This is a genomic window from Kitasatospora sp. NPDC005751 (genome assembly GCF_040630835.1).
Classification (GTDB): Bacteria; Actinomycetota; Actinomycetes; order Streptomycetales; family Streptomycetaceae; genus Kitasatospora.
Genome location: NZ_JBEXYC010000056.1, coordinates 22,596 through 47,220, shown reverse-complemented (window position 1 = coordinate 47,220; position 24,625 = coordinate 22,596). Strand labels below are relative to the sequence as shown.

Annotated in this window: 28 protein-coding genes; 14 read left to right on the top strand and 14 right to left on the bottom strand. The window is 73.7% G+C overall.

Annotated elements, in window-relative coordinates; all coding sequences use genetic code 11:
• The 4 genes from ABZ497_RS30775 to ABZ497_RS30760 form a co-directional block, all read right to left on the bottom strand.
• Window positions 1-888: hypothetical protein (locus ABZ497_RS30775; protein ID WP_359809902.1), on the bottom strand; the 888-nt coding region annotated here is incomplete at its 3' end.
• Between the two features lie 36 nt (window positions 889-924).
• Window positions 925-1,209: a DUF427 domain-containing protein gene (locus tag ABZ497_RS30770; protein WP_359809900.1), complete on the bottom strand. Its 285-nt coding sequence runs from the start codon at window positions 1,207-1,209 to the stop codon at window positions 925-927.
• 103 nt (window positions 1,210-1,312) lie between these two features.
• Window positions 1,313-1,549, bottom strand: a complete 237-nt coding sequence (locus ABZ497_RS30765; protein ID WP_329485972.1) for a DUF6296 family protein — start codon at window positions 1,547-1,549, stop codon at window positions 1,313-1,315.
• A gap of 98 nt (window positions 1,550-1,647) precedes the next feature.
• Window positions 1,648-1,884 carry a DUF2277 domain-containing protein gene (locus ABZ497_RS30760; protein ID WP_329485973.1) on the bottom strand — a complete coding sequence of 79 codons (237 nt, stop codon included), beginning with the start codon at window positions 1,882-1,884 and terminating at the stop codon, window positions 1,648-1,650.
• A 263-nt stretch (window positions 1,885-2,147) separates the two neighbouring features.
• Here ABZ497_RS30760 and ABZ497_RS30755 point away from each other — a divergent pair, with 263 nt between their 5' ends.
• Window positions 2,148-3,368: an MFS transporter gene (locus ABZ497_RS30755; RefSeq protein WP_359809898.1), complete on the top strand. Its 1,221-nt coding sequence runs from the start codon at window positions 2,148-2,150 to the stop codon at window positions 3,366-3,368.
• A gap of 64 nt (window positions 3,369-3,432) precedes the next feature.
• On the opposite strand, the gene ABZ497_RS30750 is transcribed toward ABZ497_RS30755, so the two are convergent.
• Both ABZ497_RS30750 and ABZ497_RS30745 read right to left on the bottom strand, forming a co-directional pair.
• Complete coding sequence (locus ABZ497_RS30750; RefSeq protein ID WP_359809896.1) at window positions 3,433-3,975, bottom strand: gamma carbonic anhydrase family protein; 543 nt, start codon at window positions 3,973-3,975, stop codon at window positions 3,433-3,435.
• A gap of 98 nt (window positions 3,976-4,073) precedes the next feature.
• Window positions 4,074-5,408: a serine hydrolase domain-containing protein gene (locus ABZ497_RS30745; RefSeq protein ID WP_359809894.1), complete on the bottom strand. Its 1,335-nt coding sequence runs from the start codon at window positions 5,406-5,408 to the stop codon at window positions 4,074-4,076.
• 519 nt (window positions 5,409-5,927) lie between these two features.
• Here ABZ497_RS30745 and ABZ497_RS30740 point away from each other — a divergent pair.
• From ABZ497_RS30740 to ABZ497_RS30720, 5 genes are all read left to right on the top strand, one after another.
• Window positions 5,928-7,187 (top strand): helix-turn-helix transcriptional regulator, encoded by a 1,260-nt coding sequence (locus ABZ497_RS30740; RefSeq protein WP_359809893.1) that lies wholly within the window; start codon window positions 5,928-5,930, stop codon window positions 7,185-7,187.
• A gap of 197 nt (window positions 7,188-7,384) precedes the next feature.
• Complete coding sequence (gene tgmA, locus ABZ497_RS30735) at window positions 7,385-7,639, top strand: putative ATP-grasp-modified RiPP (RefSeq protein ID WP_359809891.1); 255 nt, start codon at window positions 7,385-7,387, stop codon at window positions 7,637-7,639.
• Window positions 7,640-7,642: 3 nt separating this feature from the next.
• A complete protein-coding gene (gene tgmB, locus ABZ497_RS30730) occupies window positions 7,643-8,620 on the top strand; it encodes an ATP-grasp ribosomal peptide maturase (protein WP_359809890.1) in 978 nt (325 codons plus the stop codon).
• Window positions 8,617-9,708 (top strand): methyltransferase domain-containing protein, encoded by a 1,092-nt coding sequence (locus tag ABZ497_RS30725; RefSeq protein WP_359809888.1) that lies wholly within the window; start codon window positions 8,617-8,619, stop codon window positions 9,706-9,708. Before tgmB ends, ABZ497_RS30725 begins: the two co-directional genes overlap by 4 nt.
• A gap of 49 nt (window positions 9,709-9,757) precedes the next feature.
• Window positions 9,758-9,994 (top strand): DUF6087 family protein, encoded by a 237-nt coding sequence (locus ABZ497_RS30720; protein ID WP_359809887.1) that lies wholly within the window; start codon window positions 9,758-9,760, stop codon window positions 9,992-9,994.
• 86 nt (window positions 9,995-10,080) lie between these two features.
• On the opposite strand, the gene ABZ497_RS30715 is transcribed toward ABZ497_RS30720, so the two are convergent.
• Window positions 10,081-10,647, bottom strand: a complete 567-nt coding sequence (locus ABZ497_RS30715; RefSeq protein WP_359809885.1) for a DJ-1/PfpI family protein — start codon at window positions 10,645-10,647, stop codon at window positions 10,081-10,083.
• A 257-nt stretch (window positions 10,648-10,904) separates the two neighbouring features.
• On the opposite strand from ABZ497_RS30715, the gene ABZ497_RS30710 reads away from it, so the two are divergent.
• The 3 genes from ABZ497_RS30710 (at window position 10,905) to ABZ497_RS30700 (ending at window position 13,313) form a co-directional block, all read left to right on the top strand.
• A complete protein-coding gene (locus tag ABZ497_RS30710; protein WP_359809883.1) occupies window positions 10,905-11,453 on the top strand; it encodes an alpha/beta hydrolase in 549 nt (182 codons plus the stop codon).
• Window positions 11,454-11,580: 127 nt separating this feature from the next.
• Window positions 11,581-11,856, top strand: a complete 276-nt coding sequence (locus tag ABZ497_RS30705) for a hypothetical protein (RefSeq protein ID WP_352295360.1) — start codon at window positions 11,581-11,583, stop codon at window positions 11,854-11,856.
• Window positions 11,857-12,041: 185 nt separating this feature from the next.
• Window positions 12,042-13,313, top strand: coding sequence for a glycerophosphodiester phosphodiesterase (locus tag ABZ497_RS30700; RefSeq protein WP_359809881.1), 1,272 nt, complete (start codon window positions 12,042-12,044; stop codon window positions 13,311-13,313).
• A gap of 71 nt (window positions 13,314-13,384) precedes the next feature.
• On the opposite strand, the gene ABZ497_RS30695 is transcribed toward ABZ497_RS30700, so the two are convergent.
• The gene (locus ABZ497_RS30695; protein ID WP_359809879.1) at window positions 13,385-15,769 is read right to left on the bottom strand and encodes a transglycosylase domain-containing protein; all 2,385 of its coding nucleotides are present in this window, start codon (window positions 15,767-15,769) and stop codon (window positions 13,385-13,387) included.
• Between the two features lie 216 nt (window positions 15,770-15,985).
• Window positions 15,986-16,981 (bottom strand): hypothetical protein, encoded by a 996-nt coding sequence (locus ABZ497_RS30690; RefSeq protein ID WP_359809907.1) that lies wholly within the window; start codon window positions 16,979-16,981, stop codon window positions 15,986-15,988.
• A gap of 226 nt (window positions 16,982-17,207) precedes the next feature.
• On the opposite strand from ABZ497_RS30690, the gene ABZ497_RS30685 reads away from it, so the two are divergent.
• On the top strand, window positions 17,208-18,215 hold the full coding sequence (locus ABZ497_RS30685) for an SPFH domain-containing protein (RefSeq protein WP_329485983.1): 1,008 nt from the start codon (window positions 17,208-17,210) through the stop codon (window positions 18,213-18,215).
• The gene (locus tag ABZ497_RS30680; protein ID WP_359809877.1) at window positions 18,212-19,228 is read left to right on the top strand and encodes a hypothetical protein; all 1,017 of its coding nucleotides are present in this window, start codon (window positions 18,212-18,214) and stop codon (window positions 19,226-19,228) included. Before ABZ497_RS30685 ends, ABZ497_RS30680 begins: the two co-directional genes overlap by 4 nt.
• Window positions 19,229-19,261: 33 nt before the next feature.
• Here ABZ497_RS30680 and map read toward each other — a convergent pair whose 3' ends face one another.
• Window positions 19,262-20,029: a type I methionyl aminopeptidase gene (gene map / locus ABZ497_RS30675; protein WP_359809906.1), complete on the bottom strand. Its 768-nt coding sequence runs from the start codon at window positions 20,027-20,029 to the stop codon at window positions 19,262-19,264.
• Window positions 20,030-20,107: 78 nt separating this feature from the next.
• Between map and ABZ497_RS30670 the strand changes: the two genes are divergently transcribed.
• Window positions 20,108-20,377 (top strand): helix-turn-helix transcriptional regulator, encoded by a 270-nt coding sequence (locus ABZ497_RS30670; protein ID WP_352295350.1) that lies wholly within the window; start codon window positions 20,108-20,110, stop codon window positions 20,375-20,377.
• A 93-nt stretch (window positions 20,378-20,470) separates the two neighbouring features.
• On the opposite strand, the gene ABZ497_RS30665 is transcribed toward ABZ497_RS30670, so the two are convergent.
• Together ABZ497_RS30665 and ABZ497_RS30660 are read right to left on the bottom strand one after the other, a co-directional pair.
• On the bottom strand, window positions 20,471-21,232 hold the full coding sequence (locus ABZ497_RS30665) for a glucose 1-dehydrogenase (protein WP_352295348.1): 762 nt from the start codon (window positions 21,230-21,232) through the stop codon (window positions 20,471-20,473).
• Window positions 21,229-22,554, bottom strand: a complete 1,326-nt coding sequence (locus ABZ497_RS30660) for an MFS transporter (RefSeq protein WP_359809875.1) — start codon at window positions 22,552-22,554, stop codon at window positions 21,229-21,231. The genes ABZ497_RS30665 and ABZ497_RS30660 overlap by 4 nt, the downstream gene beginning before the upstream one ends.
• Between ABZ497_RS30660 and ABZ497_RS30655 the strand changes: the two genes are divergently transcribed.
• Complete coding sequence (locus ABZ497_RS30655; protein WP_359809873.1) at window positions 22,553-22,744, top strand: hypothetical protein; 192 nt, start codon at window positions 22,553-22,555, stop codon at window positions 22,742-22,744. The two genes, ABZ497_RS30660 and ABZ497_RS30655, sit on opposite strands and share 2 nt — an antisense overlap.
• 104 nt (window positions 22,745-22,848) lie before the next feature.
• On the opposite strand, the gene ABZ497_RS30650 is transcribed toward ABZ497_RS30655, so the two are convergent.
• Window positions 22,849-23,439 (bottom strand): helix-turn-helix domain-containing protein, encoded by a 591-nt coding sequence (locus ABZ497_RS30650; RefSeq protein WP_359809871.1) that lies wholly within the window; start codon window positions 23,437-23,439, stop codon window positions 22,849-22,851.
• Between the two features lie 242 nt (window positions 23,440-23,681).
• On the opposite strand from ABZ497_RS30650, the gene ABZ497_RS30645 reads away from it, so the two are divergent.
• On the top strand, window positions 23,682-24,158 hold the full coding sequence (locus ABZ497_RS30645; RefSeq protein ID WP_359809869.1) for a DoxX family protein: 477 nt from the start codon (window positions 23,682-23,684) through the stop codon (window positions 24,156-24,158).
• Between the two features lie 66 nt (window positions 24,159-24,224).
• On the opposite strand, the gene ABZ497_RS30640 is transcribed toward ABZ497_RS30645, so the two are convergent.
• On the bottom strand, window positions 24,225-24,521 hold the full coding sequence (locus tag ABZ497_RS30640) for an MTH1187 family thiamine-binding protein (protein WP_329485991.1): 297 nt from the start codon (window positions 24,519-24,521) through the stop codon (window positions 24,225-24,227).
• Window positions 24,522-24,625 lie beyond the last annotated feature (104 nt).

Sequence of the window (24,625 nt, the reverse complement as noted above, 5' to 3'; positions counted from 1 at the left end):
GAAGGTGGTGGCCTGGACGCCGGGCTGGAGGCTGCACGCGCTCGTGTAGGTGATCCGGTCGTAGGTGAACGCCGGGGTGCCCATACAGGCGGTGACCTCCTTGGCGAGCTTGCGGGTGTCACGCCGGTTGACGGTGGCGCCGATGCCTGCCCCCACCAGCAGGGGGATCAGCGAGGGCAGGCGGCGCAGCGTACTGCGGGTGAGCCGTTTGCGGACCTGCTGACGGACCTCGGACCCGAGCGCCATCGCGGCGAACCCGGCCGGCTTCACCAGCAGCGTCGCGTCGATGCCCCGGCGGTTGGCCCAGGCCGCCACGTAGGCGGAGGCCCGCTGGGTGGCCGTGCCCTGGGCCGCGAGGCCGTACACCTCGTGCAGTTCGGCGATCAGCTTGATCTCGACAGCCGCCACGGCGAGCGTCTCGGCGGCGATCTCCAGCGCCATCGCCGGTGGCACGGGCAGCATCGCCGCGGCCCCGACGCCCGCGCCGAGCGCGCCGGAGGCGCGGCTGGCGCCGCTGACCAGCAGGTCGGCCAGCCGCTCGGGGTCGGCCGCGTCCGGGTGCTGGGCGCGCAGGGTGGTCAGGCTCCGGACCGGGATGCGCGGCGCGGCCTGCATCAGCTGGTCGGCGAGGGCCCGGCCGCCGTAGGCGGCACCCTTCGCGGCGGCCAGGCCGCCGCTGCCGAGCCGCCGGGAGACGGACCCGAGCAGGGCCGTGGCCCGGCGCTTGTCGCGCTCCGCGCGGTACTCGGCGAGTTGCCCGGCGGGCCCGCCCTCGACGCCGGGGGCGGGCCGTTCCAGCTGTTCGACGAGGTCCGCCAGTTCCTCGGCGACCTGTTCGGGGGCGGGCTCCGGCTGCCGGGAGCGTCCCGGTCTCCTGAAGATTGCCATGCTCTGCGGTTACCCGGTGAACCGCGGAGGTACGCGCTATTCGGTGATCTCCACCCCGCGCCAGAAGGCCACCCGGCCGCGGACGTGCTCGGCGTCCGGCAGCGGGTCGCGGTAGTACCAGGCCGCGTCGGGATTGAGCTGGCCGCCGATGTCCAGCGTGTAGTACTCGGCGGTGCCCTTCCAGCCGCAGACGGTGGTGGTGTCGGACGGGCGCAGGTACTCCGCGCGCACGGATTCGGCCGGGAAGTAGTGGTTGCCCTCGACCACGGTGGTGTCGTCGCTCTCGGCGACGACCGTGCCCTGCCAACTCGCTGTAGTCATGAGCCGATTCTGCCCGAGGCCGCGAGGGGACAACCGGCCGGGCGTGACCCGGCCCGCCGCCGGCGCGGTCCGGTGGGCCGCGCCGGCGGCGGAGGGCTGCCCGCTACGGCAGTGGTTCGGCGTGCACCGGGAAGTGCGGGGACTGGTGCCCCCCGCTGGCGAGCATCCGGACCTCGCCCGAGTCGCTGATCTCGGCCCGGACGATGCCGGTGGCGTCCTCGTAGACGGGGTGGCCGCCGGGACCGGTCGTACTGGTGCGGGAGACCACGACGACGTCCTGCGGGGCCTGGGTGCCGGGCGTGCCCGGGAAGGTCAGTACGTAACGGTTCGCGGGGTTCATCGCCGATCTCCTCGGTCCACCTGGTCCCAGCTGTCCCTGGTGCCCATGCTGCCCCTACAGGTCTGCGCCGGGCCGGCCGGCGGCTTTCCGCCGTCGGATCAGGCGGCGGCCCCCGTGGTCCGGGCGGGAGCGCCGCGGACCTCCAACTCGTCGAGCAATCGGGCGGTGGCCTCGGCGACGGCTTCCACGGCGCGGTCGAAGGCCTCCTGGTTGTGCGCCGCCGGGGCGCGGAACCCCGACACCTTCCGCACGTACTGGAGGGCGGCCGCGTGGAAGTCCTCATCGGAGGCGTCCGGCGTCACGGGCGGTCTCAACGTCTTGATACTGCGGCACATGACCCCAGTCTCGCGCGCGGGGGCGCCGCTGGCGACCCCCATGTGTCACCGTCCGGCCATGGGCGGCACCTGGTGGGGTCATCCGATCGGATTAGGATTTCGCCCAGACGAATTGCCCGTCATCCCCGCGCCGCCCCGCTCCCCCACCCCGCTCCCCCGCTCCCCCACCGGGTCGCCCCGCCCGGTCACCTGTCTGCACCGGCCCGACGACCGTGCCGGACCCCCTGCCCGGCTCCCGCCCGGGCGTCACCCCGGAGTCCCCCTTGCCACTCGCGCTGGTCGCCCTGGCCGTCACCGCGTTCGCCATCGGCACCACCGAATTCGCCGCCATGGGGTTGCTGCCCCAGGTCGCCGAGAACCTCCACGTCTCCATCCCCCAGGCGGGGTGGCTGATCTCCGCCTACGCCATCGGCGTGGTGATCGGCGCACCGCTGCTCACCGCGCTCGCCGCCGGACGGCCTCGCAAGCCCGTGCTGGTCGCGCTGGCCGGCCTCTTCGCGACCGGCAACCTGCTCTGCGCGATCGCGCCGGACTTCTGGTCGCTGGCGGCGGCCCGGTTGATCACCGGGCTGCCGCACGGGGCGTTCTTCGGCGCCGGGGCGGTCGCGGCCGCCGAACTGGTCGCCCCGCACCGGCGGGCCCGGGCGGTCGCCGTGATGTTCTCGGGCCTGACCGTCGCCAACATCATCGGGGTCCCGGCCGCGACCCTGCTCGGCCAGCACCTCGGCTGGCGGGCCACCATGCTGGTGGTGGTCGCGATCGGCGCGCTCGGCACCGTCGCCATCGCGCGGCTGGTGCCCCAGCTGCCCACGCCCGCGCAGTCCGGCCTCCGGCACGAGCTGGGGGCGTTCCGCAGCGGACAGCTCTGGCTGGCCCTCGGCACGGTGGTGTTCGGCTGCGGGGGCTTCTTCGCCTGCTACAGCTACATCACCCCCCTGCTCACCGAGGTCTCCGGCTACGCCACCGGATCGGTGACGCTGGTGCTGGCGCTGTTCGGGGTGGGCATGACGATCGGCAACGTGCTGGGCGGCATCGCCGCCGACCGCGCGCTGCGGCCGACCGTCTGCGCCGCCTTCCTGCTGCTCGCCGCCACCCTGGCGCTCTTCGGGGTGACCGCCCGCACCGAGTGGTCGGCCGCCGTCACGGTGGTGCTGGTCGGGCTCTTCGGCTTCGCGATCGTCCCGGCCGTGCAGACCCTGGTGCTGCAGAAGGCCCGCAACGCCCCGACCCTCGCCTCGGCGACCGTGCAGGGCGCGTTCAACCTGGCCAACGCCCAGGGCGCGTACTTCGGCGGCCTGGCCCTGGACGCCGGGCTCGGCTGGACGTCGCCGACCCTGGTCGGCTCGGGCCTCGCCGCCTCGGGTGCGGTGATCGCGGTGATCGCCTGGGCCACCGACCGCCGTCGCCCCGGGACGGCCGCCCCGGTACCGGTCCCGGCCCTCGGTCACCCCCTGCCCACCGCCGAGGCAGGCGCCCGCACCTGACCGGCCGGGCGGGGGCGCGCCGGGCGGGGCGCCCCCGCCCGATGGCCTCGCCCCGTTCGACCGCCTACGCCGTCCGACGCTCCACCGGCTCGATCTTCCGGTGGGCGTCGGCCAGGAGGCGGTAGCCCTCGCCGTTGAAGGTGACGCCCGCCCGCTCCTCCTCGGTCAGCTCGCGCCGGATCCTGGCCGGCACCCCGGCGACCAGGGAGCCCGCCGGCACCTCCATGCCCTGCGGGACCACGGCCCCGGCCGCGACCAGCGAACCGGCCCCGATCCGGGCGCCGTTCAGCACCGTGGAGTTCATCCCGACCAGCACGTCGTCCTCGATCACGCAGCCGTGCAGGACGGCGTTGTGGCCGACCGAGATCCGCTCGCCGATCACCAGCGGGAAGCCCAGGTCCGCGTGCAGCGTGCAGTTGTCCTGGATGTTGCTGCCCGCGCCGACCGTGATCGCCTCGGCGTCGCCGCGGATCACCGCGCCGTACCAGACGCTCGCCCCGGCGCCGACCGTGACCGACCCGACCACGACCGCGTTGGGTGCGACGAAGGCGGTCGGGTCGATGTCGGGCACCCGGCCCCCGACTGCGGCGATCAGCGGCTCTGCCATGTCTCGTCCTCCTGGCGACAATCGACCGTCATGTGCCGGTCATGATGGCACCCCGGTCGTGGACCGCCCCCAGCACCCCGGTGATCGCGCCGGGGAGGTCACCGGACCACGCCGGTGGCCGCGAGGGTGCCGGTCGCCGTGGGCGGGGTGGCCGCGGTGGCCGGGTGGGTGTCGCAGAGGGCGGTGGCGACCAGGGCTTCGACGGTGGCGTTGGCCGCCGGGAGGTCGGAGAGGTCGTACGGGTTGACGGAGGCCGTGAACTGTCGCCGGCCGTCCGAGGCCCCGTACATCAGGGTGGTGTAGCCCGGGATTCCGCCGCTGTGGCCCCAGTACTCGCCGCAGGCCGTCGACGTCCGCTGGAGGCCGAGGCCGTACTCGGCGGGACCGCTCTGCGGGGTGGTCCGCTTCATCTCGGCGAGCTGGGCCGGGGCGAGCAGCCGCCCGCCGAGCAGGGCGGAGACGAACCGGGCGAGGTCGGTGGTGGTGGAGATCCCGGCCCCCGACGCACCGGCCATGCTCGGGTCGAGCAGGGTGACGTCCGCCGGTCCGGAGGCGAGCTTGTAGTAGCCCTGGGCGTGCGGGCCGGGGACGAAGGGCGAGTTGAGCGGCATCGAGGTACCGATCAGGCCGAGCGGGCGGATGATCCGGCGCTGGACCTCGTCGGCCCAGCCGCGGCCGGTGAGGCGCTCGATCAGCATCCCGATCACCACGTAGTTGGTGTTGGAGTAGTGCCAGCCCTGCCCGGGGGCGAAGTACGGGGGGTGCTGGGCGGCGAGGCCGACGAGCTCCCCCGGCGCGTACGGGCGCCAGCGGCCGACGTCGAGCCACTGCTGCAGGGCGGCGGGGTCCTCGTCGAAGGAGAAGGACGGGTCCTCGGTGTAGTTGAACAGGCCGCTGGTGTGGTTCAGCAGTTGGCGGACGGTGATCTGCCCGCCGTTCGGCACCACGCCGGGCAGGCGGCTCTCCACCGGGTCGTCCAGGCCGACCCGGTGCTCCGCCACGAGCTGCAGGACCACCGTCGCCACGAAGGTCTTGGTGACGCTGCCGATCCGGAACCGGCCGTCGGCGGTGGCCGGGGCGCCGGTGGCGAAGTCGGCCGTCCCGGCCGCGCCCTTCCAGACCGTGCGCCCGCGCTCGGCGACCAGCCCCAGTGCGGCGGAGGCGCCGCCCTGGGCCACCGGCCCGCGCACGGCCGCGTCCAGCGCCGCCCGGTCGACCCGGTCGGCGCCGCCGTCGGCCACCGGCCGGCCGGACCCGGGCGCGGCGCCCTGGGCACCCGCGACGGGGGCGAGGGCACCCACCAGACCGGCGCCGGCCAGCGCGACCGCCACCGCCCGTACGGCCAGCCCCCGCCGTCGCCGCCCCCGGTCCCGCCCGCCTTCCGGGCCCGTCCACTCCGCCCGGCCCGCCCGATCCCTCGTCGTTCCCGTCATGCCGCCGCCCTCCGGTGTCCGAACGGGCGGACTTTCCACAACGTCCGCCCCGGTCCTGTCGACTGACACTCTGACAGCGGGGGGCGACGTACACGTCCGACCCAGGTCCCGAGCCTCTCCACCGCTGGTCCGATCTTCCGTCGGCGTGTCGCTCCACCCACCGGCGGAACCGGACCCTGACAGGCTCGGGGGCACCCCTCCGCCCCAGGGCGGAGGGGTGCCCCCGGGTCCGTCAGGGTCCGGCCAGCGGGGCCTTGACCCTGAGGACCTCGATGAAGGCGCGGTCAGGCGCGGGAGTGCCCGCGGCACTGCGAGAGCAGCGAGGTCAGGAGGGGGCACCGTGCGACTGCGGTGACCGACACAAGGGCCCTCTGCCGCGACCGTCGGCTCACTCCGGCCACCTGACGCACAGACAACAACTTCTTCCTTGAAGCTCGATGGGGACGGGCCGTCGACGTTCCGGCCGACCGGGGCCCGGCGTACCGTCGGTGTGGCTCAGCATCGAACGGAGGCACCAGCATGGCACCCACCGACCACACCGGACGCCCCGAACCGACGATAGGAGAGAACCTGTCCCGGCTGCGCTCCCAAGCCGGGCTGACCCGCGCGGAGCTGTCCGCGAAGTCCGGCGTAGCGGTGCCCACGATCAAGGGCCTGGAACAGAACGTACGCACCACGGCCCTGATGGGCACCGTGTCCAAGCTGTCCCGCGCCCTGGACGTGAAGCCGTCCGTTCTGCTGGGTCAGCGCCAGACCCTGCACCGCGACGACGGAGCCAGAGAAGAGAGCGTGGCCATGCTGCGCCGGGCGATCCACCCTGTGGGCGGCCTGCCGGGCGTGCGACTGTCCGGAGAGGACGCCGAACCACCTGATGCGGCCGCCCTGGACACCTCCGTGGAGCAGGCTTGGCAGCAGTACCACCGGGGAGACTTCGCCCACCTGATCGCCTCCCTGCCACTTCTGCTGGCCTCCGCGCGGGCAGCCGTCCGCGACAGCCGCGGGGCCGGACTGCGTCACTCCCAGGCGGCGCTCTCGCGCTGCTACTCGGTCGCGGCGCAGGCGGCCGCACACGTCGGCCAGGACGACCTGGCCCGCACGGCCGTTGAGCGGTCCATGGTGGCCGCCGACCAGGCACAGGACCCGGTGCTGGTCGCGTCCGGCTGCAACGCCCTGTCCTGGGTACTGCTTCGCCAGAACGAACACCACCTGGCCGGGCAGATCGCGTGGGACGCCGCCGACATGCTGAACCCCCGGTTCTCCCGGGACAACTACCAGGCGGTGCGGATGTGGGGGCGACTACGACTGTCCTCGGCCACGGCGTTCTCCCGGCAGGACGACTACCAGGGAGCGCGGGAGATGCTGGACGATGCACAGCGCTGCACCCTGGTAGTGGACCTGGACGCCGTCGACTACGTCAACGGCGGGCACAATGCCGCGTTCGGACCGTCCAAGGTAGCCATGGTGCGTACGGAGGTGGCCATGGCGCAGCACCGGCCCGCGGAGGCACTGCGGGCGGCCGGCACGGTGTCCCCGACCACGCGCATCCCGCCGATGACGCGAAGCCGCCACCTGCTGGACGTGGCGCACGCACAGACCTGGGAAGGGCAGTACGCGGACGCCGTGGGCACGTTGACCCGTGTACATGGGATGGCCCCGGAATGGATGCGATACCAGGTCCTGGCCCGGGAGGTGGTGCGCCTGGTTCAGGACTCCAAGGGCCGTCGGCGGATCGACGGCCTGGCGCCGCTGCTGCGCCACATGAACCTGATCGGGACGTAGAACCGAAGGGATGCACAGTGCATCCCTTCACTTGGAGCGATGACGGCAGCACCCTCCGGAGTCGTTCCCTGGCTGGCCGTCATCGGGTTTTCTCGGTACACCGTCCGGTGCAGACCCGTCCCCGTGAAACACGGTGCGCAACGGACGGCCCCACGCACCGCGCAGGCCGTACGGCCACGACCGAGGGAGTACCGCCCATGCTTACCGTAACGACCGAGCGCGGGAGCATGCCGTTCGGCGCGCGCGCCGCCCAACCGCCCTACACCGTCCGCATCGACCCGGCGGAGTTCGCCTATGACCCCGACCGCCAGGTCAACGTGGTGAACACTGACGGCTCCCTGTGGGCGAAGACCCCGGTGGCGGCGTCCAGCACGGGTACCAACAACGACTCCACCGGACCGGTCGACGAGACATCCGATCCCTACGCCTTCCCCGGCGATGAGGTGGCGTAGCCGATGACCAGCGCACCGCGCGGGCACGTCCTCGTCGTCGCCGAGGACCTGGACCCGTCTGCCGATCTCGTGGTGCACGCCCTGGCGGAGCGGGACGTACCAGTCATGCGGTTCGACCTGGCCCGCTTTCCCCAACATCTGGTGCTGGCCGCCGAGCACGACGGGCGGCTGCCGGGCTGGACGGGCGAACTGGCGGCCGGTGCCCGCACGGTGCGTTTGGAGGAGGTCCGGGCGGTCTACTACAGGCGGCCCGGCCTGCCGCGGACCGCCCCGGGCATCGCGCCGGAGTACCGGGAATGGGCCCAGGGCCAGGCCCTGGTCGGCATGGTCCAGGTGCTGGGTTCCCTGCCGGTGGCGTGGATGCACCACCCCGACGTCTACCGAGCCTCCGCGCACAAGCCCGGACAGCTCACGGCCGCCACCGCATGCGGCCTGCGCGTGCCCCGAACGATCATCACGAACAACCTCCGGCGTGCCCGGCACTGGGCCGAGTCGATCGCGGGAGACCTGATCGTCAAGCCTGTGACTTCCGGGGCCATCACCCTGTCGGGGCGTTCGATGATGCTCCCCACCCGCCGGTTCGACCCGACTGACCTTGACGGGTCGCTGGAACTGACCGCGCACATGCTGCAGGAATGGGTCCCGAAGGCCTTCGAGGTGCGATTGACCGTCGTCGGCAACCGCATGTTTCCGGTGGCCATCCATGCGGGTAGCGCCGCCGCACAGGTCGACTGGCGCGCCGACTACGACGCCCTCCAGTACGAGCCGGTGCCCATTCCCGGTGAGGTCGCCGAAGCCGTCCGCAGGTTCATGAGCCGATACCGACTCAACTACGGCTCCTTCGACTTCGCGGTGACGCCGTCGGGCGGCTGGGTCTTCTTCGAGTGCAACCCGGCCGGGCAGTGGCAGTTCATCGCAGCCGCCACGGGGCTGCCCATCGCCGAAGCCCATGCCGCACTGCTCGGAGGAGTGGACACGTGACCTTGACCACCGATACCGACGCCGGCGCACTGCGCGATGTGCTCGCCGACCAACTGGCCGCCGCCGGATACGGCCCTGAGTGGGTTCGGGCAGTGCGCGCCGTGCCCCGGCACCTGTTCGTTCCCGTCTTCCACGACCAGGACCCGGCTGGTGGTTGGCGGACCGTCCACGCCGGTGACCCCGGCTACCTGGACGCCGTCTACCAGGACCGGGCGTTGACAACCCAGGTCACCGACGGTGTGCCTACGTCGTCGTCCAGCGAACCGGCCCTGATGCTCGCCATGCTGGACGCCCTGGACGTGGAGGCCGGGAACCGCGTCCTGGAGTACGGGACCGGCACCGGGTGGAATGCTGCCCTGTTGGCTCACCGGCTCGGCGACGCCAACGTGACCACGGTGGACGTGGATCCGGAGCTGACCGCCGGAGCCGCCCGTCACCTCGCCCGGGCCGGGTACCGACCGACGGTGCACAGCGGTGACGGGGCAGCCGGCTCGCCGGACCATGCCCCGTTCGACCGGTTCATCGCCACCTGCGGTCTGCAGTCGGTCCCGTGGCCGTGGGTGGAGCAGGCCGCCGGGAGCGCCGTGATGATCGTCCCGATCGGCTGGGGCCTGGCCCGGATCGATGTGCGGAAAGGTGAGGCGCACGGCCGGTTCCTGCCGCAGGACGCGTACTTCATGGCCCGTCGGACCCACGCGTTCGGGCCCCGGTTCGGTGCCCTGGAGGGGGCAGTGCCCAACCGGACCGGCGTCGGCCTCGACGACCTGATGGACCGGCTGCAGTTCCCCCTGTCGCTCGCGCTGCCGGGCTACCGCTGGTGCACCTGGCCCGGAGACGGGAAAGCGACGGGGTCGGTGGGGATCTGGACCCCGGACGGGTCGACGGTGACCGCCACCGCGGACGGCACCGTGCGCCAGACCGGCCCCCGCCGGCTGTGGGACGTGGTGGAAGACCTGGACCAGGACTTCAGGTCAGCGCCGGACCGAACGGACTTCGGCCTGACTCTGACGTCCAGCAGGCAGCGGGCCTGGTGGAGACACCCGGACGGTCCGGGCTGGGACCTGCCCGCCACAGTGGTCGCGGGATGATCACGCCCCGCAACCGGTAGCCTCGGGCGGAAGACGGCGAGGAGGGCACGTGGACGAGCCGCTGGAGGACTGGTACGCCCGCAGGCAGCAGCGTCGGCGCCGGCCCGGAACACTGCGGGTCGTCCCGCTGGCACCGGGCGCAGGCGCGGCGCACGTCGTCCCGGACGCCCCACGGCTGATCCTGGAGTGGGACGGATTCGCGTGGGTACCCGCCGCCGTCGCTGCGGACCGGCAGTCCGCCGGACAGCTCCTGGGGCCACCGACCGGACGGCACCGCAAGCCCTGAAGCGCCCTACCGTCCGGCGCTGTTCACCGACGCGGGGGGGCACCCCTCCACCCCAGGGCGGAGGGGTGCTCCCGGGTCCGTCAGGGTCAGGCCAGCGGGGCCTTGACCCGGAGGACCTCGATGAAGGCGCGGATCCAGGCGGGGTGGTCGGGCCAGGCGCGGGCCGAGACGACCACGCCGTCGACGACCGCCTCGCCGTCGACGTACTCGGCGCCCGCGGCGGCCACGTCGGGCTCCAGGGCCGGGTAGGCGGCGCTGCGGCGGCCGGAGAGCACGCCGGCGGCCGCCGTGATCAGCGGGCCGTGGCAGATCTGCGCCACCGGCTTGTCCGCGTCGAAGAAGTGCCGGACGATCCGCTGCACGTCGGCGTTGTTCCGCAGGTACTCGGGGGCACGGCCACCGGGGATGACCAGGGCGACGTACTCGGCCGGGTCCACGTCCGCGACGGCGAGGTCGGCGGGCCAGGTGTAGCCGGGCTTCTCCGTGTAGGTGTCGTAGCCGTCGACGAAGTCGTGGACCACGAACTGGAGCCGCTTCGTCGTCGGCGCCGCGATGTCGACCTCGTAGCCCTCCTCCAGCAGCCGCTGGTAGGGGTAGAACACCTCCAGCGACTCCGCGGCATCACCGGTGACGAGCAGGACCTTCGATGTCATCGCCGACATCCCTCCATGTGATCGGTCGTCAGACATGCTGCTGGCCCGCGCCGGTGGCGGTCGGGGCGGGCCGGGAACAACCTCCCGCACCCGGCCGCGCCGACGCAACGGGGCACACCGCTCGCACACCCGGCGCGTGATGCGTGGCACGCGCCATGGGCGAGCCGTGTGCGCCGTCGCCAGGGCCTACGCGCCCCTTCCCGGGCGGCCCCTAGACTCCCTGGTGCCCAGGTCAGCCCTCGAAGGGAGTCCGCACGATGTCGGACCGCACCAGCTACCTCGTCCTGCCCGGCTACCAGGGTTCCGGGCCCGCCCACTGGCAGACCCGGTGGGAGGAGGCCGACCCGGCGGCCTTCCGGCGCGTCCAGCAGGAGGACTGGGACTTCCCGGAGCCGGACGCCTGGGTGGCCGCCCTCGATGCCGCGATCGCCACCGCGGCGGCCGACGGGCCGGTCGTCCTGGTGGCACACAGCCTCGGGTGCGTCGCGGTGGCCCGCTGGGCGGCCTCGGCCGCCGCCGGACGGACCGCCGCCGTCCGGGGTGCGTTGCTGGTCGCACCCGCCGACATCGACAACGCCGACGTACCGGCGCTCGCGGGCTTCCGCCCGGTGACCCTGGAGCGCCTGCCCTTCCCCTCACTGGTGGTCTCCAGCACCGACGACCCCTGGGTCACGCCGGAGCGTGGTCGCGCCTTCGCCGAGGCGTGGGGCGCCCGGTACGTGGAGCCCGGCGCCCACGGACATCTCAACGCCGACTCCGGGCTCGGTGACTGGCCGGACGGCCGGAAGCTGCTCGCCGAGCTCTGAACAAGGACTGAGGGGCGGGAGGTGGGGGGAGCCGGGCGCTCCCCCCCACCGTTCTGGGATAGGACCGTGATCACCCTCCGGAGCAGAATCGGGGGCACACCGACTCCTCTGGAAGGACACTCAGTTGATGAACCGCCTGTCCCGCCCGCTCGCAGTCGCCGCGCTCGCCGTCGCCGCCGTTCTGGCCGGCGGGGCCGGGGCCGCCCAGGCCGCCGGCGTCGACCTCTCGGCCCACGGTCCGCTGACGGTGGCCGACCAGCCCGACAGCCAGCTGTCCGCCGCCAACCGGTGTGACGTCGAGTACACCGTCGCGTACTACAGCTACCGCACCCAGGGCTACCCGGAACTGGAGTCGATGCTGCACGCGGAGAAGTCCTACGCCCTCTGCCAGGTCAACGGCTGACCGGCCCCCGCTCCGTCCGAGGCGCACCCGGCCCGCACCGGGTGCGCCTCGGGTGCGGTCCTGACGGGTGCACGGCGGATCTTCGCCCGCAGTTCGTCCGAACGCCACCCGGCCGGGCGCCGCTGCTCCTAGTCTGCGGGCGACGACCATCAGCGTCCCGCCCCCAGTGCGAGCCAGGAGCCTCCATGACGAACCGTCCGCTCGACGGCAGCAGCTCGACAGATTCCTCCGCACCCGGCACGGCCTCCTCGCGCCGCCGGTTCCTGCGTGCGACCGGCGCCGCCGGCCTCGGTGCGGCCGCGTTCGCGGCGACCGCGGGCGAGGCGTTCGCGGCCCCGGCCGACGAGCAGCCGGACGCCGCCGAGGGGCGCGCGGACGCCGGGGCGGCGGCCGGCACCCGCTCCCCGGTCCGCACCGGTACCGGCCTGGACCGGCTGCCGCACCCGCTGGTCATCGGCCACCGCGGCGCGCCCGGCTACCGCCCCGAGGAGACCCTCGGCTCCTACGAGCTCGCCCTGGAGCTCGGTGCGGACGTCATCGAGCCCGACCTCGTCCCCACCAAGGACGGCCACCTGGTGATCCGGCACGAGAACAACATCGTGGAGACGACGGACGTCGCCGACCACCCCGAGTTCGCGGGCCGGAAGACCACCAAGACCATCGACGGCCTGCCGCAGACCGGCTGGTTCACCGAGGACTTCACGCTCGCCGAGCTGCGCACCCTGCGCGCCAAGGAGCGCCTCCCGCAGCAGCGCCAGCGCAACACCCTGTACGACGGCCGGTGGCCGGTGCTCACCTTCCGCGAGCTGGCGGACTTCGCCAGGAAGCGCGGACGCGAGCTCGGCCGCGAGGTCTGGCTCTACCCGGAGACCAAGCACCCGAGCTACTTCCGCTCGATCGGTCTGCCCCTGGAGGAGCGGCTCGCCGACGAGTTGCGCCGCGCGGGCCTGGCCGGCCGGCGCGGGCGGGCGATCCTGCAGTCCTTCGAGCCGAGCAGCCTTCAGCGGCTGGCCAAGCTGGTCGACAACCCGCGGATCCAGCTGCTGGGCGCCGCGGCCACCCAGCCGTACGACTTCGTGCTGTCCGGGGACCGGCGCACGGTGGCCGACCTGGTGACCCCGGCGGGGCTGCGCTGGATGGCCGGCTTCGCCCACGGCATCGGCCCGACCACCCAGCTGATCGCACCGGTGGACGAGAGCGGCAAGCTCCTGCCGCCGACCACGCTGGTCCGCGACGCGCACGCGGCCAACCTGCTGCTGCACCCGTACACCGTCCGCAACGAGAACGCCTTCCTCCCGCTGGACTACCGCCGCGGCACCGACCCGAACGCCTACGGCGACGCCATCGGGTGGGCGCGCCACCTCTACGAGCTGGGCGTGGACGGCTTCTTCACCGACCAGACCGACACCAGCGTGCTGGCCCGGCAGGACTTCTGGGCCGCGAACGGCGTCCACTGACCGACCGCCCCCGAACCCGGCGGTGCCCCGGACCGTAGGGCGGTCCGGGGCACCGCCGTCGGCCGGTCCGGTCAGCCGTCGTTCTGCGAGCCGTCCGGCCGGTCGGCGTCGCCCCGGCCGGTCTGCTCGGTGTGCTGCTCGGTCTGCTGGTCGGTGTGCTGCTCGGCGGGCTGGGTCGGCTGGGTCGAGCGCGGCCGCCCCGGGTCCGCCGTCCGCCCCGGGTCCGCCGTCCGGCCGCCGGGCGCGCCCGCACCGGTCGGGGCGGTGCCCGGCGAGGCCGTGCCGGAGCCGCTCGGGCTCCCGCTCGGGTTCGGATCACGCTTGGGCGGGTCCGGGATGTACACGGTGTCGAAGGTGTCCCGCGGCATGCCCTTCAGCGCCTGGTTCATCGCCAGCTGCCAGATCGGGCCCGGGCCGGTGGCTCCGAAGATCTCCTGGTAGTACTTGCCCCCGATCCGGATGTTCTTCATCGGCACGCCCTTGGCCGGGCCGCCGAGCCAGACCGAGGCCGCCAGGTTGGCGGTGTAGCCGCTGAACCAGGCCGACTTCTTCTCGTCGGTGGTACCGGTCTTGCCCGCGATCTGCCGGTCGCCGTCCAGCCCGAGCTCGCGCGCGGTGCCCTTCTCCGTCACCCCGAGCAGCACGGTGTTGATGACGTCGGCGGTGTCCTCGGACATCACCCGCTCGCACTTGGCGGGGACGACCGGGACGTCCTTGCCGTCCACCGTGGTGATCCGGTTGATCGCGAGCGGCGCGCAGTAGGTGCCCTCGGCGGCGAAGGTCGCGTAGACGTTGGCCATCACCAGCGGGCTCACCTCCTGGGTGCCGAGCCCCAGCGCGGGCAGTTCCTGGAGCGGATCGCCGCTGGCCTTGGTCGCCACGCCCAGCTTGTTGGCCATCTGCTTGACCGCGCAGAGGCCGATCTCCTGCTCCATCTGGACGAAGTAGGTGTTGACCGAGAGCGCCATCGCCTGCTTCAGGTCGTACGGGCCGGACTCCTTCTCGGACTCGTTGGGGATCGATCCGCCCTTCTTGCCCTTCTCCAGGTTCTTCCAGGTGCCGTCGCAGGTCTTCATCGTCGGCCAGTCCATCCGGTTCGGCGCCGGGTAGATCTGGGTGGCCGGCAGGCCGGCCTCCAGCGCCGCGGCGGCGACGATCGGCTTGAAGTTGGAGCCCGGCTGGAAGCCGTTGCCGCCGCCCATCCCCGCGTCCGCGTTGTAGTTGACGACGGTCTGGTTCTTGTCCGGGTCCAGGCCGTAGGGGCGGGTCTGGGCCATCGCCAGGATCTTGCCGCTGCCCGGTTCGACCATGGTGATCGCCGCCGAGACCGGGTCCGTCACGTAGACCTTCTTGGTGACGGCGTTCTGGGCGGCGGCCTGCTTGTCCGGGTCGAGGGTGGTGAAGATGTTCAGGCCGCCCTGGTCCCACAGCTTCTTGCGCTCGGCGGCGCTCTTGCCGAACACCGGGTCCTGCTTGACCACGTGCCGGACGTAGTCGCAGAAGAAGCCCATCCCGGCGTTGGCGGTGATGCAGCCGTTCTGCGGGTCCTTGTACTTCAGCCCCAGCGGGGTCGCCTTGGCGTCCCGGGCCTGCGCGGCGGTGAGGTGCTTGTTCTCCACCATCTTGTCGATGACGGTGTCGCGGCGCTTCTGGGCGGCGACGGGGTGCAGCTTGGGGTCGTACTGGGACGGGTTCTGCACCAGACCCGCGAGCATCGCGGCCTCGGGGACGGTGAGGTCCTTGGCGTCCTTGCTGAAGTACCGCTGCGAGGCCGCCTGGATGCCGTACGCCTGGTGGCCGTAGAAGGTGATGTTCAGGTAGTTGGTGAGGATCTGGTCCTTGGTCAGGTCCTCCTCCAGCTTGATGGCGTACTTGAGTTCCTGGATCTTGCGGCCGAGGGTCTTGCGCTGGGCCTCCAGGACGGCGGCCTGGTCGTCGCCGGCCTTCTCGACGTTGACGTTCTTCACGTACTGCTGGGTCAGCGTCGAGGCGCCCTGGACGGTGGTGCCGCTCTCGGCGTTCTTGGTGGCGGCCCGGAGCACACCCTTGAGGTCGACCGCGCCGTGCTCGTAGAAGCGCGCGTCCTCGATGTCCACCTGGGCCTGCCGTATCAGCGGTGACATCTGGTCGGCGGGTATGACGGTGCGGTCGCGCTCGTACACCTTGGCGATCAGGCCGCCCTTCGCGTCGAAGATCTGCGAAGCCTGGCTGAGCGGCGGGGTCTTGAAGTCGTCCGGGATGCTGTCGAAGTTGTCCGCGGTGTTCTTGGCGGTCAGCCCGAGCGCGCCGGCCGCCGGCAGGGCCACGCCCGCCAGCAGGACGCCGGCCAGCGTGCTGTAGCCGAGGAACTTCACCGCGTGACCCGCCATGGCGAGCGGACTCTCGCGGCGCCGGGTGCGCGGGACCCAGGTGTCGCCCGGGTCGGGGGAGGAGATACGGCGACTCTTCCGTGACATAGGCGGAACACTACGTCCACGAAAACCCTGCATGGGACGGGTGTTGGCCAAGCTTTGTCACAAATCGGCGACAGATTCACCCCGTCGGGGCCGGTCGGCCACCCGGCCCCGCCGGCGCCCCGAAGTCCGAAGGGCCGTTCGTCCACGGTGATTCCGTCTCGCCGGCCGCACCCGGGGCCCGGACCCGGACCGGGACACACCCGCCGGCTCCGCCCGTCAGTCGCCGCGGCGCTTCTTCCGCAGGCCCAACACGGCCCCCACCACGGCGAGGAGGAACAGGACGCCGAGCGTCCGGTCCGACGGCCCCTCGGACGGGGACGACGAGGACGACGAGGACGACGACCCGTCGGCCCCGCCCGCGGCCGCCGACCCGGACGGCGGCGCGGCCGCACCGGAGGAGGGCGCGGCCGAGGGCAGCGGCTGGACGGTGTCCGGGAGTTGGTCGTCGTCGAGCGGCGAGCGCCAGACCGGACTGTCCTTGCCCTCGGTGCCGTAGAGCAGCGCCCGGCCGTCCGCCGTGAAGGTGACCGACTCGCCCTGGCGCTGGAAGGGCGTGGAGAGCGGGCCGAGCTTGACGGGCGCGCCGTCCTTCCAGCGGTAGAGGGTGGCGTCGAAGTAGCCGCGCAGGACGAGCCGGGTGCCGTCCGGGGAGAACGCCCCGTCGGTGATCCAGGGGACGTCGACCATTTTCCGGAAGGTGTTCACCCCGGCGGTGGAGAGCTTCTCGGGCCCCTGGTAGAGGCCGCCGCCGCCCTGCTTCTTGCTGGCGATGTAGGCCCGGCCGGTGACCGGATGGACCATCAGCGCCTCGGCGTCGCGCGGGCCGTCCTCGTAGCGCACCCGGTAGCGGACCGTCTCCACGGTCTGGTCGCGCAGTTCGGCGGGCTCGGCGAAGGCGTAGATCCAGACCTCGGGCCACTTGCCGCCGAGGTTGTCGCCGATGTCCCCGACGTAGATCCGGCCGTCCGGGCCGATCGAGATCGCCTCCACGTCACGCGGCTCGATGCCGCGCAGCGTGACGGTGGCGACGGTGCGCCCCTGCGAGTCCACCGCGTAGACGTAGGGGCCGTCGTCGCTGTCGTTGTGCGTCCAGTAGACGCCGGGGTGGGCGTGGCTGGCGGCGAGGCCGCTGGACTCGGTGATGCGCGGGTCGGAGATGGTGAACGCCTGCCCGGGCCGGTCGGCCGCGCGGGCGGGCGGTGCGGCGACCACGGCGGTCCCGAGGGCGGCGGCGGTCGCCAGGGCGGTCGCGAGCAGCGCCGCCGCGGCGCGGGCCGCCCCCCGGCCCGGACCCCGCCGCGTTTTCGTTCGCGTCCTCAGCACCCGGCGATCCTCCCACGACAGTCGGGCCAGGCGCCTTCCCTTCTTTTCGTCATCTTGACGAGATTAGCCGCCGCCGAATATCGTCGGAATGACGAAAAGGGGAAAGGAACCTCCCATGGCCGACATCACCAAGCGCTTCGGACTGCGCCACCTGCGCGCCGTCCCCACCGCCCACATCCGGCACCTGAACCGCGGCAAGGTCGTCCACGACGGCCCGGGCCTGGCGTTCTGGTTCCGGCCGCTCACCGCCGCCCTCTCCGAGGTGCCGGTGGACGACCGCGAGCTGGCCATGCTGTTCCACGCCCGGACCTCCGACTTCCAGGACGTCACCGTCCAGGCCACCCTCACCTACCGGATCACCGAACCCGCCGTCGCCGCCGCCCGCGTCGACTTCGGCCTCGACCCCGACAGCGGCGCCTGGCGCGCCGCCCCGCTCGACCAGCTCGCCACCCTGCTCACCGAGACCGCCCAGCAGCACGCGCTCGGCCTGCTCGCCCGCACCCCGCTCGCGGCCGCGCTGGCCGACGGCGTCAGCGCCGTCCGCGACCGGATGGCCGAGGGGCTCGCCGCCGAACCGCGGATCACCGAGACCGGGCTCGCCGTGATCGCCGTCCGGGTGGTCGCGCTGCGCCCCGAGCCCGAGGTGGAGCGCGCGCTGCGCACCCCCGCCCGTGAACTCGTCCAGCAGGAGGCCGACCGGGCCACCTTCGAACGGCGCGCGGTCGCCGTCGAGCACGAGCGCGGCATCGCCGAGAACGAGCTGGCCAACCGAATCGAACTGGCCCGGCGGGAGAAGCAGTTGCTGACCCAGCAGGGCGCGAACCGGCGCCTCCAGGCCGAGGACGAGGCGGTCGCCGACCGGGTCCGCGCCGAGGCCGAGGCGGAGCGCCGGACCAGGCTCGCCACCGCCGAGGCGGACGCCGCCCGGGCGCTGGGCGAGGCCCGGGCCGCCGCCGAGGCCGCCTGGCTCACCGCCCACCAGCAGGCCGACCCGGCCGTGCTGCGGGCACTCGCCCTGATGCGGCTGGCCGAGCACCTGCCCCGGATCGAGAACATGACCGTCACACCGGACCTGCTCACCGGGCTGCTCAGCCGGCTCTCCCAGAGCGCGGGCGACCAGTGACCCTCGCCCCCCGGGCCGTCCTGGTGCACCGCCGCACCGAGTACGAGGAGCTCCTGGCCCACCACGGCACACCCGGCCAGGCCTCGTTCTTCCTGGCCGCCCGCGGCCGGTCGATGGCCGAGGCCGAGGAGCGCCACCGCCGGCAGGCCGACGCGCTCGCACGGGCGGCGGCCGCGGTGCCGCTGGAGTGGCGGCGCAGCCGGGTCGAGCGGGCGGACCTGCCGCGCTTCCTGTTCGAGCCCGAGGACGTGGTGGTCGTGGTCGGCCAGGACGGGCTGGTCGCCAACGTCGCCAAGTACCTGGACGGCCAGCCGGTGATCGGCGTGGACGCCGACCCCGGCCGCAACCCCGGCGTCCTGGTCCGCCACCGCGCCGACGCGCTGCCCGCCCTGCTGCCGGCCGCCGTCGCCCGCTCGGGCGCCCGGCACCTGGAGGAGCGCACCATGGTCGAGGCGGTCGCGGACGACACCCAGCGGCTGCTGGCCCTCAACGAGGTGTACGTCGGACAGCCCGGGCACCAGACGGCGCGGTACCGGCTGGCGGTCGAGGGCGAGCCGGGCGGGGGTGGGCCGGGCGAGGGCCAGCCGGGCGGAGGCGGGGGCCGGGATACGACCGGCCGGAGTTCGAGCCGGTCCGTCCCGTCGAGCACGGCCGACCGCCCGCGGTCCGCCCCGCCCGAGCCGCAGGCCTCCTCGGGCGTGCTGGTCGGCACCGGTACGGGCGCCACCGGCTGGTGCCGCTCCGCCTGGCTGGAGCGCGGCGGCCCGCTGACCCTGCCGGAGGCCGCCGCGCCCGCGCTGGCCTGGTTCGTCCGGGAGGCCTGGCCCTCCCCCGCCACCGGCACCAGCCGGGTGCACGGGGTGCTCGACGGCGGCCGGCAGCTGGTGCTGACCGTCGAGTCGGACCGGCTGGTCGCCTTCGGCGACGGCATCGAGACGGACGCGCTGGAGCTGACCTGGGGGCAGAGCATCCGGCTCGGTGTGGCCGCGACCCGCCTACGGCTGCTCGGCTGAGCGGGGCGTGGCGACGACGGCCCCGGGAGGGTGCTACGGCAGGGTCAGGATGCGCGGTCCCTCCTCGGTGATCGCCACGGTGTGCTCGAAGTGCGCGGCCCGGCTGCCGTCGGTGGTCCGCAGGGTCCAGCCGTCCTCGTCGGTCAGGTAGTCGGACCGGCCGCCGCCGGTCAGCATCGGTTCGATGGCGAGCACCAGCCCCGGCTTGAGCGGGTAACCCCGGCCCTGGCGGCCCTCGTTGGGCACCGACGGCTCCTCGTGCATCCGGCGCCCGATGCCGTGCCCGCCGAACCCCTCCGGCACCCCCCGGCGGGCCCGCCGCGCGACCGCGGCGATCGCGTGCCCGATGTCACCGGTCCGGTTGCCGACCACGGCAGCGGCGATCCCGGCTTCGAGCGCCCGCCGGGTGGCGTCGATCAGCGCGGCGTCCTCCGTGCGGGGCGTCCCGACGACGAAGCTGACGGCGGCGTCGCCCGCCCAGCCGTCCAGCACCGCCCCACAGTCGATGCTGACCAGGTCACCGTCGCGCAGCCGGTAGCCGTCCGGGATGCCGTGCACCACGGCGTCGTTGACGGAGGCGCAGATCACCGCCGGGAACGGCACCGGCGCGAAGGACGGCCGGTACCCGAGGAACGGCGACACCGCGCCCGCCCCGCTCAGCACCCCGCGGGCCACCTCGTCCAGCTCCAGCAGGCTCACCCCCACCGCGGCCGCCCGCTCGACGGCGGCCAGCGCCTCGCCGACCACCCGCCCGGCCTCCCGCATCGCCGCCAGCGCCGTGTCGTTCTTGAGTTCCACCATGGCCGTGCCCTCCCGCATCTCTACCCAATTCTTATACCGGTATATCTATCACGGTCCAGTCGGGTCTAGGATCGGCGCATGGTGAGGACTCCGCTGACCCCCTGGGAACGCGAACGCGGCGAGCGCTTCGGCGCCCTGCTGCGCGCGGCCCGCGGCACGCGCAGCATGGTCGAGATCGCGGCGGTGGCGGGGATCTCCTCGGAGACCCTCCGCAAGATCGAGACCGGCCGTGCCCCCACGCCGGCCTTCTTCACGGTCGTGGCACTGGCCTACGCGCTCGACCTCTCCCTCGACGACCTGGCCGCCGCCTGCGCCCTCCCGCACGACGGCGAAGCCCTGTCCGCCTAGGACGGCACACCGGGCGGGGCCGGACGGACGTGAACGGCCGACCGGTAACCGGTCGGCCGTTCACGGGGGGCGAGCAACAGGGCGGGGCGGGTGTCAGGCGGTGATGCCACCGTCGAGGACGAGGTCGGCGCCGACGGTGTAGGCGGACTCGGGCGAGGCGAGGTGGAGGACGGCGGCGGCGATCTCCTCGACGGCGCCCGCCCGGCCGACCGGGACGTCCGACTTCATCCGGTCCGCCTTGTCGGCGGCGCTCTCGCCCGGGCGGCTGGACATCGGGGTCTCCACCGGCCCGGGGCTGACCGAGTTGATCCGCACGCCCTCGGCTATGTGGTCGCGGGCCGCGCTGCGGGTCAGGGCGCTGACGGCGGCCTTGGTGACCGCGTAGGCGCCGAGGCCCGGGAGCCGCATGTGGACGCCGAGGTTGGAGGCGATGTTGACGATGGCCCCGCCGCCCTGGGTCCGCATGTGGGCGATCTCGTGCTTCATGGCGAGCCAGGTGCCGGTCAGGTTGGTGTCGACGACCCGCTGCCAGTCCTCCTCGGCGAGGTCCGCGATCGGTGCCACCGCACCCAGGATGCCGGCGTTGTTGACGGCGATGTCCAGGGCGCCGAGCCGGGCGACGGTCTCCCGGACGAGCCGGGCGGCGTCGGCGGCGTCCGCGACGTCGCCGACGAGGGCGACGGCCTTGCCGCCCTCCTCCTCGATCAGCCGGACGGTCTCGGCCAGCGGGCCCTCGGTGCGGCCGGCGACCGCGACGCGGGCCCCCTCCCGGGCGAACGCGAGGGCGATGCCCCGGCCGATGCCGGTGCCGCCGCCGGTGACCAGGACGGACTTGTCGGCGAAGCGCGTGGTCATGCTGAGTACTCCTCGGTGTGGGTGAACGGGGGTCGTGCGGGTCGGGAGCGGGCCAGCAGGGTGACCGCCGCGGCGGTCAGCGCGAGGCCCGCGGCGGCCGCCGCGAAGGCGGCGGCGTAGCCGCCGACGGCGGTGGGACGGGTGGCGGCGAGCGCCATCAGGGCGGCGACGCCGGCGGTGGGGCCCAGCTCCATCGCGGTGTTCAGGACGCCCGCGGCGAGACCGGCGCGCCCGGGCCGGACGCCCCCGGTGGCGAGGACGGCCGAGCCGGCGAAGGCGGGGCCGGCCCCGGCGGGCAGCAGGAGCAGACCGGGCAGCAGTCCGGTGGCGAAGGGAGTGGCGGGGCCGACGCCGGCCAGCAGCGCCAGGCCTCCGGCGGCCACCGCCAGGCCCCCGGCGGTGACGGCGGCCGGTCCGTGGCGGGCGATCAGCGGCCCGGCCAGCCGGCCGGCGGCCAGCAGGACCGCCGCGTACGGGAGGAAGGCCGCCGAGGTGGCCAGCACGCCCCAGCCGCGGACCTGTTGGAGGTAGAGCGGGAGGATCAGGAAGACCAGCGCGGTGCCCGCGGCGGTCGCCATGACGGCGACCAGGGCGGCGGCCCGGCGGCGGTCGGCGAGGAAGCCGGGCGGCAGCAGCGGGTCGGCGGTGCGCCGTTCGGCGGCGGCGAAGGCGAGCAGCAGGGCGGCGCCGAGCACCAGCGGAAGGAGCACCACGGGTTCGCCCCAAGTGTGCTCCCCGGACCCGACCAGGCCGTAACTGACCGCGGAGACACCGGCGGTGGCGAGCGCCGCACCCCGCAGGTCGAGCGCCGGGGGTGCGCCGGGGGCCGGCTCGGCAGCAGGGAGCAGGCGACCGGAGAGGACGAGCCCGGCCACCGCCACCAGGACCGGCACGGCGAACATCCAGCGCCAGGAGACCCAGGCGGCGACCACCCCGGAGAGCAGGCTGCCACCGGTGGCACCGAGCGCCGAGAGGCCGCCCCAGGTGGCCATCGCCCGGCCGTAGTCGGCGGACCGGGGGAAGAGCGACCGCACCACCGCGACCGCCGCCGGAGCGGCGAGTGCGGCGCCGACGCCCTGGGCGAAGCGCGTCACCAGCAGGACGGCGAAGGTGGGGGCGAGCGCGCCGGCCACCGAGGCGACGGCCAGCAGGACGAGGCTGAACCGCAGCATCCGGCGGCCGCCGTGCCGGTCGGCGAGCCTGCCGCCGAGCAGCAGCAGGGAGCTGAAGGAGAGTCCGTACGCGGCGCTGAGCAGCAGGATGCCGGACGGGCCGAGGCCGAACTCCCGGCCCACCAGGGGCAGCGGGACGGAGAGGATCATGATCGTGAAGATCAGCGTCGCCTGCACGGCACCGAGCAGGGCGAACCCCGACCGCGGTGACGCCGGCGACGGGGCCGACGGAGCCGGCCGCGAAGGCGCCCGCGCGGTGGTGCGGGCGGGCGCGGGCCGAGAAACCGGCGAGTCCACCCGTGCGGGTGTCGAAACCCCCTGTGCCATCGAATCCCCCTAGTTGATAATGACCGTTCGGTCCAGAATTTGGACAGCACAGTGCGCCGGTCGCGAGGCCGTCGGAAGCCCCCGGGCCGGGCCGTGGCGCCGGCCCGGGCGGCGCGCTCAGTCCAGCAGGCCGAGCGCCTGCTCGGCGGCGGCCCGCAGACGGGCCTCGCCGTCACCGGCCTTGCCGATCACCCGCATGCCCTGCATCAGTACCAGCAGCATCCGCGCCAGCGCCACGGGGTCGCGCCCCTCGGGCAGTTCCCGCTGCGCCCCGGCCCGGACCAGCGCGGCCGTGAGCACCGTCTCCAGGTGGTCGAGGCTGGCGGACACCCGCCGGGCCGCGTCCGGGTCGTGCGGAGCGAGCTCGACGGCGGTGTTGGTGACGAAACAGCCGCGCCTGGGGCCGCCCGCGCCGTCCTCGCCGGCCTCCCGCGCGAAGCGCCGGACCAGGCCGCGGACGGCCGGCAGCACCGGACCGGGCTGCGAGAGCTCGGCCAGCAGCACCGGATTGTGCTGCTCGCCGTAGCGCTCCAGCGCCCGCAGGTAGAGCTCGTGCTTACTGCCGAAGGTGGCGTAGATGCTGGCACGGGCGATCCCGAGCTCCTCGACCAGCTCCGCCATCGAGGTGGCCTCGTAGCCGCGCCGCCAGAACAGCTCCAGAGCCGCCTGGAGCGCCGCGTCGGGGTCGAATTCCTTGGTCCGTGCCATGCCTGAACCCTAGTCATATTCAGACCGATCGGTCAAGAAAGAGGAGGGCGACCGCCACGGCGAGTACCGGATACCGGGCACACCGAGCCCAAGGGCGGGCCGACAGCGGACGGTTGACATGCGAACCACGGACGGTGAACAAATTCGAACACGGTGGACTTGACAGAGTGTTGTCAGGCGATTCCAGATAAGGGTACCCTTACCGCCGCCCGTCCCCCACCCCCTCCCCCCAGGAGACGTCCATGCCGGCTACTCCCCAGCAAGCGGTCGACACCGTCCGCCCCCTCGTCCTGACGGTCTTTCGCATCGTCGTCGGGCTGCTCTTCGCCTGCCACGGCGCCGCCTCGCTGTTCGGCGTCTTCGGCGGCGCCAAGGGCGGCGGCTCCGTCCCGGTCGGCCAGTGGCCCGGCTGGTGGGCCGCACTGATCCAGCTCGTCGGCGGTGTCCTGGTCCTGGCCGGACTCGGCACCCGGACCGCCGCCCTGCTCTGCTCCGGCTCGATGGCCTACGCGTACTTCACCGTCCACCAGGAGCACGCCCTGCTGCCGCTGCAGAACGGCGGCGAGGCCTCGGTGCTGTTCTGCTGGGCGTTCCTCGCGATAGCCGCGCTCGGCTCCGGACCGTTCGCGGTGGACCGGCTGCTCCCCCGGTGGACGGCCGATCGGGCCTACGGCTCCGCGCCGGCGGAGCAGAGCACCCAGCCCACCGCGGCACGCTGACCGAAGCCCGGCCCGCCGGCCCGCTCGGGTCGGCGGGCCGGGCCTCACCGCAGGGCCGGCCGGGGCTCACCCCTCGGCGAGGTGGCGTTCCACCGAGGCCACCTTGGCGGTGAGCCCGTCCGTGACCCCGGCCCGGTCATCGATCTTGATGACGGTGCTGACCCGTCCGCTGTAGGCCTTCACGGCCTCGATCGCCGCCCGGATCACCGGCATCACCTCGTCCCACTCCCCCTCGACGCTGGTGAACATCGCGTCCGTGCGGTTCGGCAGCCCGCTCGCGCGGACCACCCGGACGGCGGCGGCGACCGCCTCCCCCACCTCCTCGCCGACCCCCAGCGGGGTGACCGAAAACGCTGCGATCACGGCTCTGCTCCTCCTCCGGCTCGGCGCTGTCCCGGTGCCCGGTCCGTCGGGCGCCCCGGCGCCGCGACCAGGCTAGCCGCCCGGCCCGGCCGGACCGGCCGACG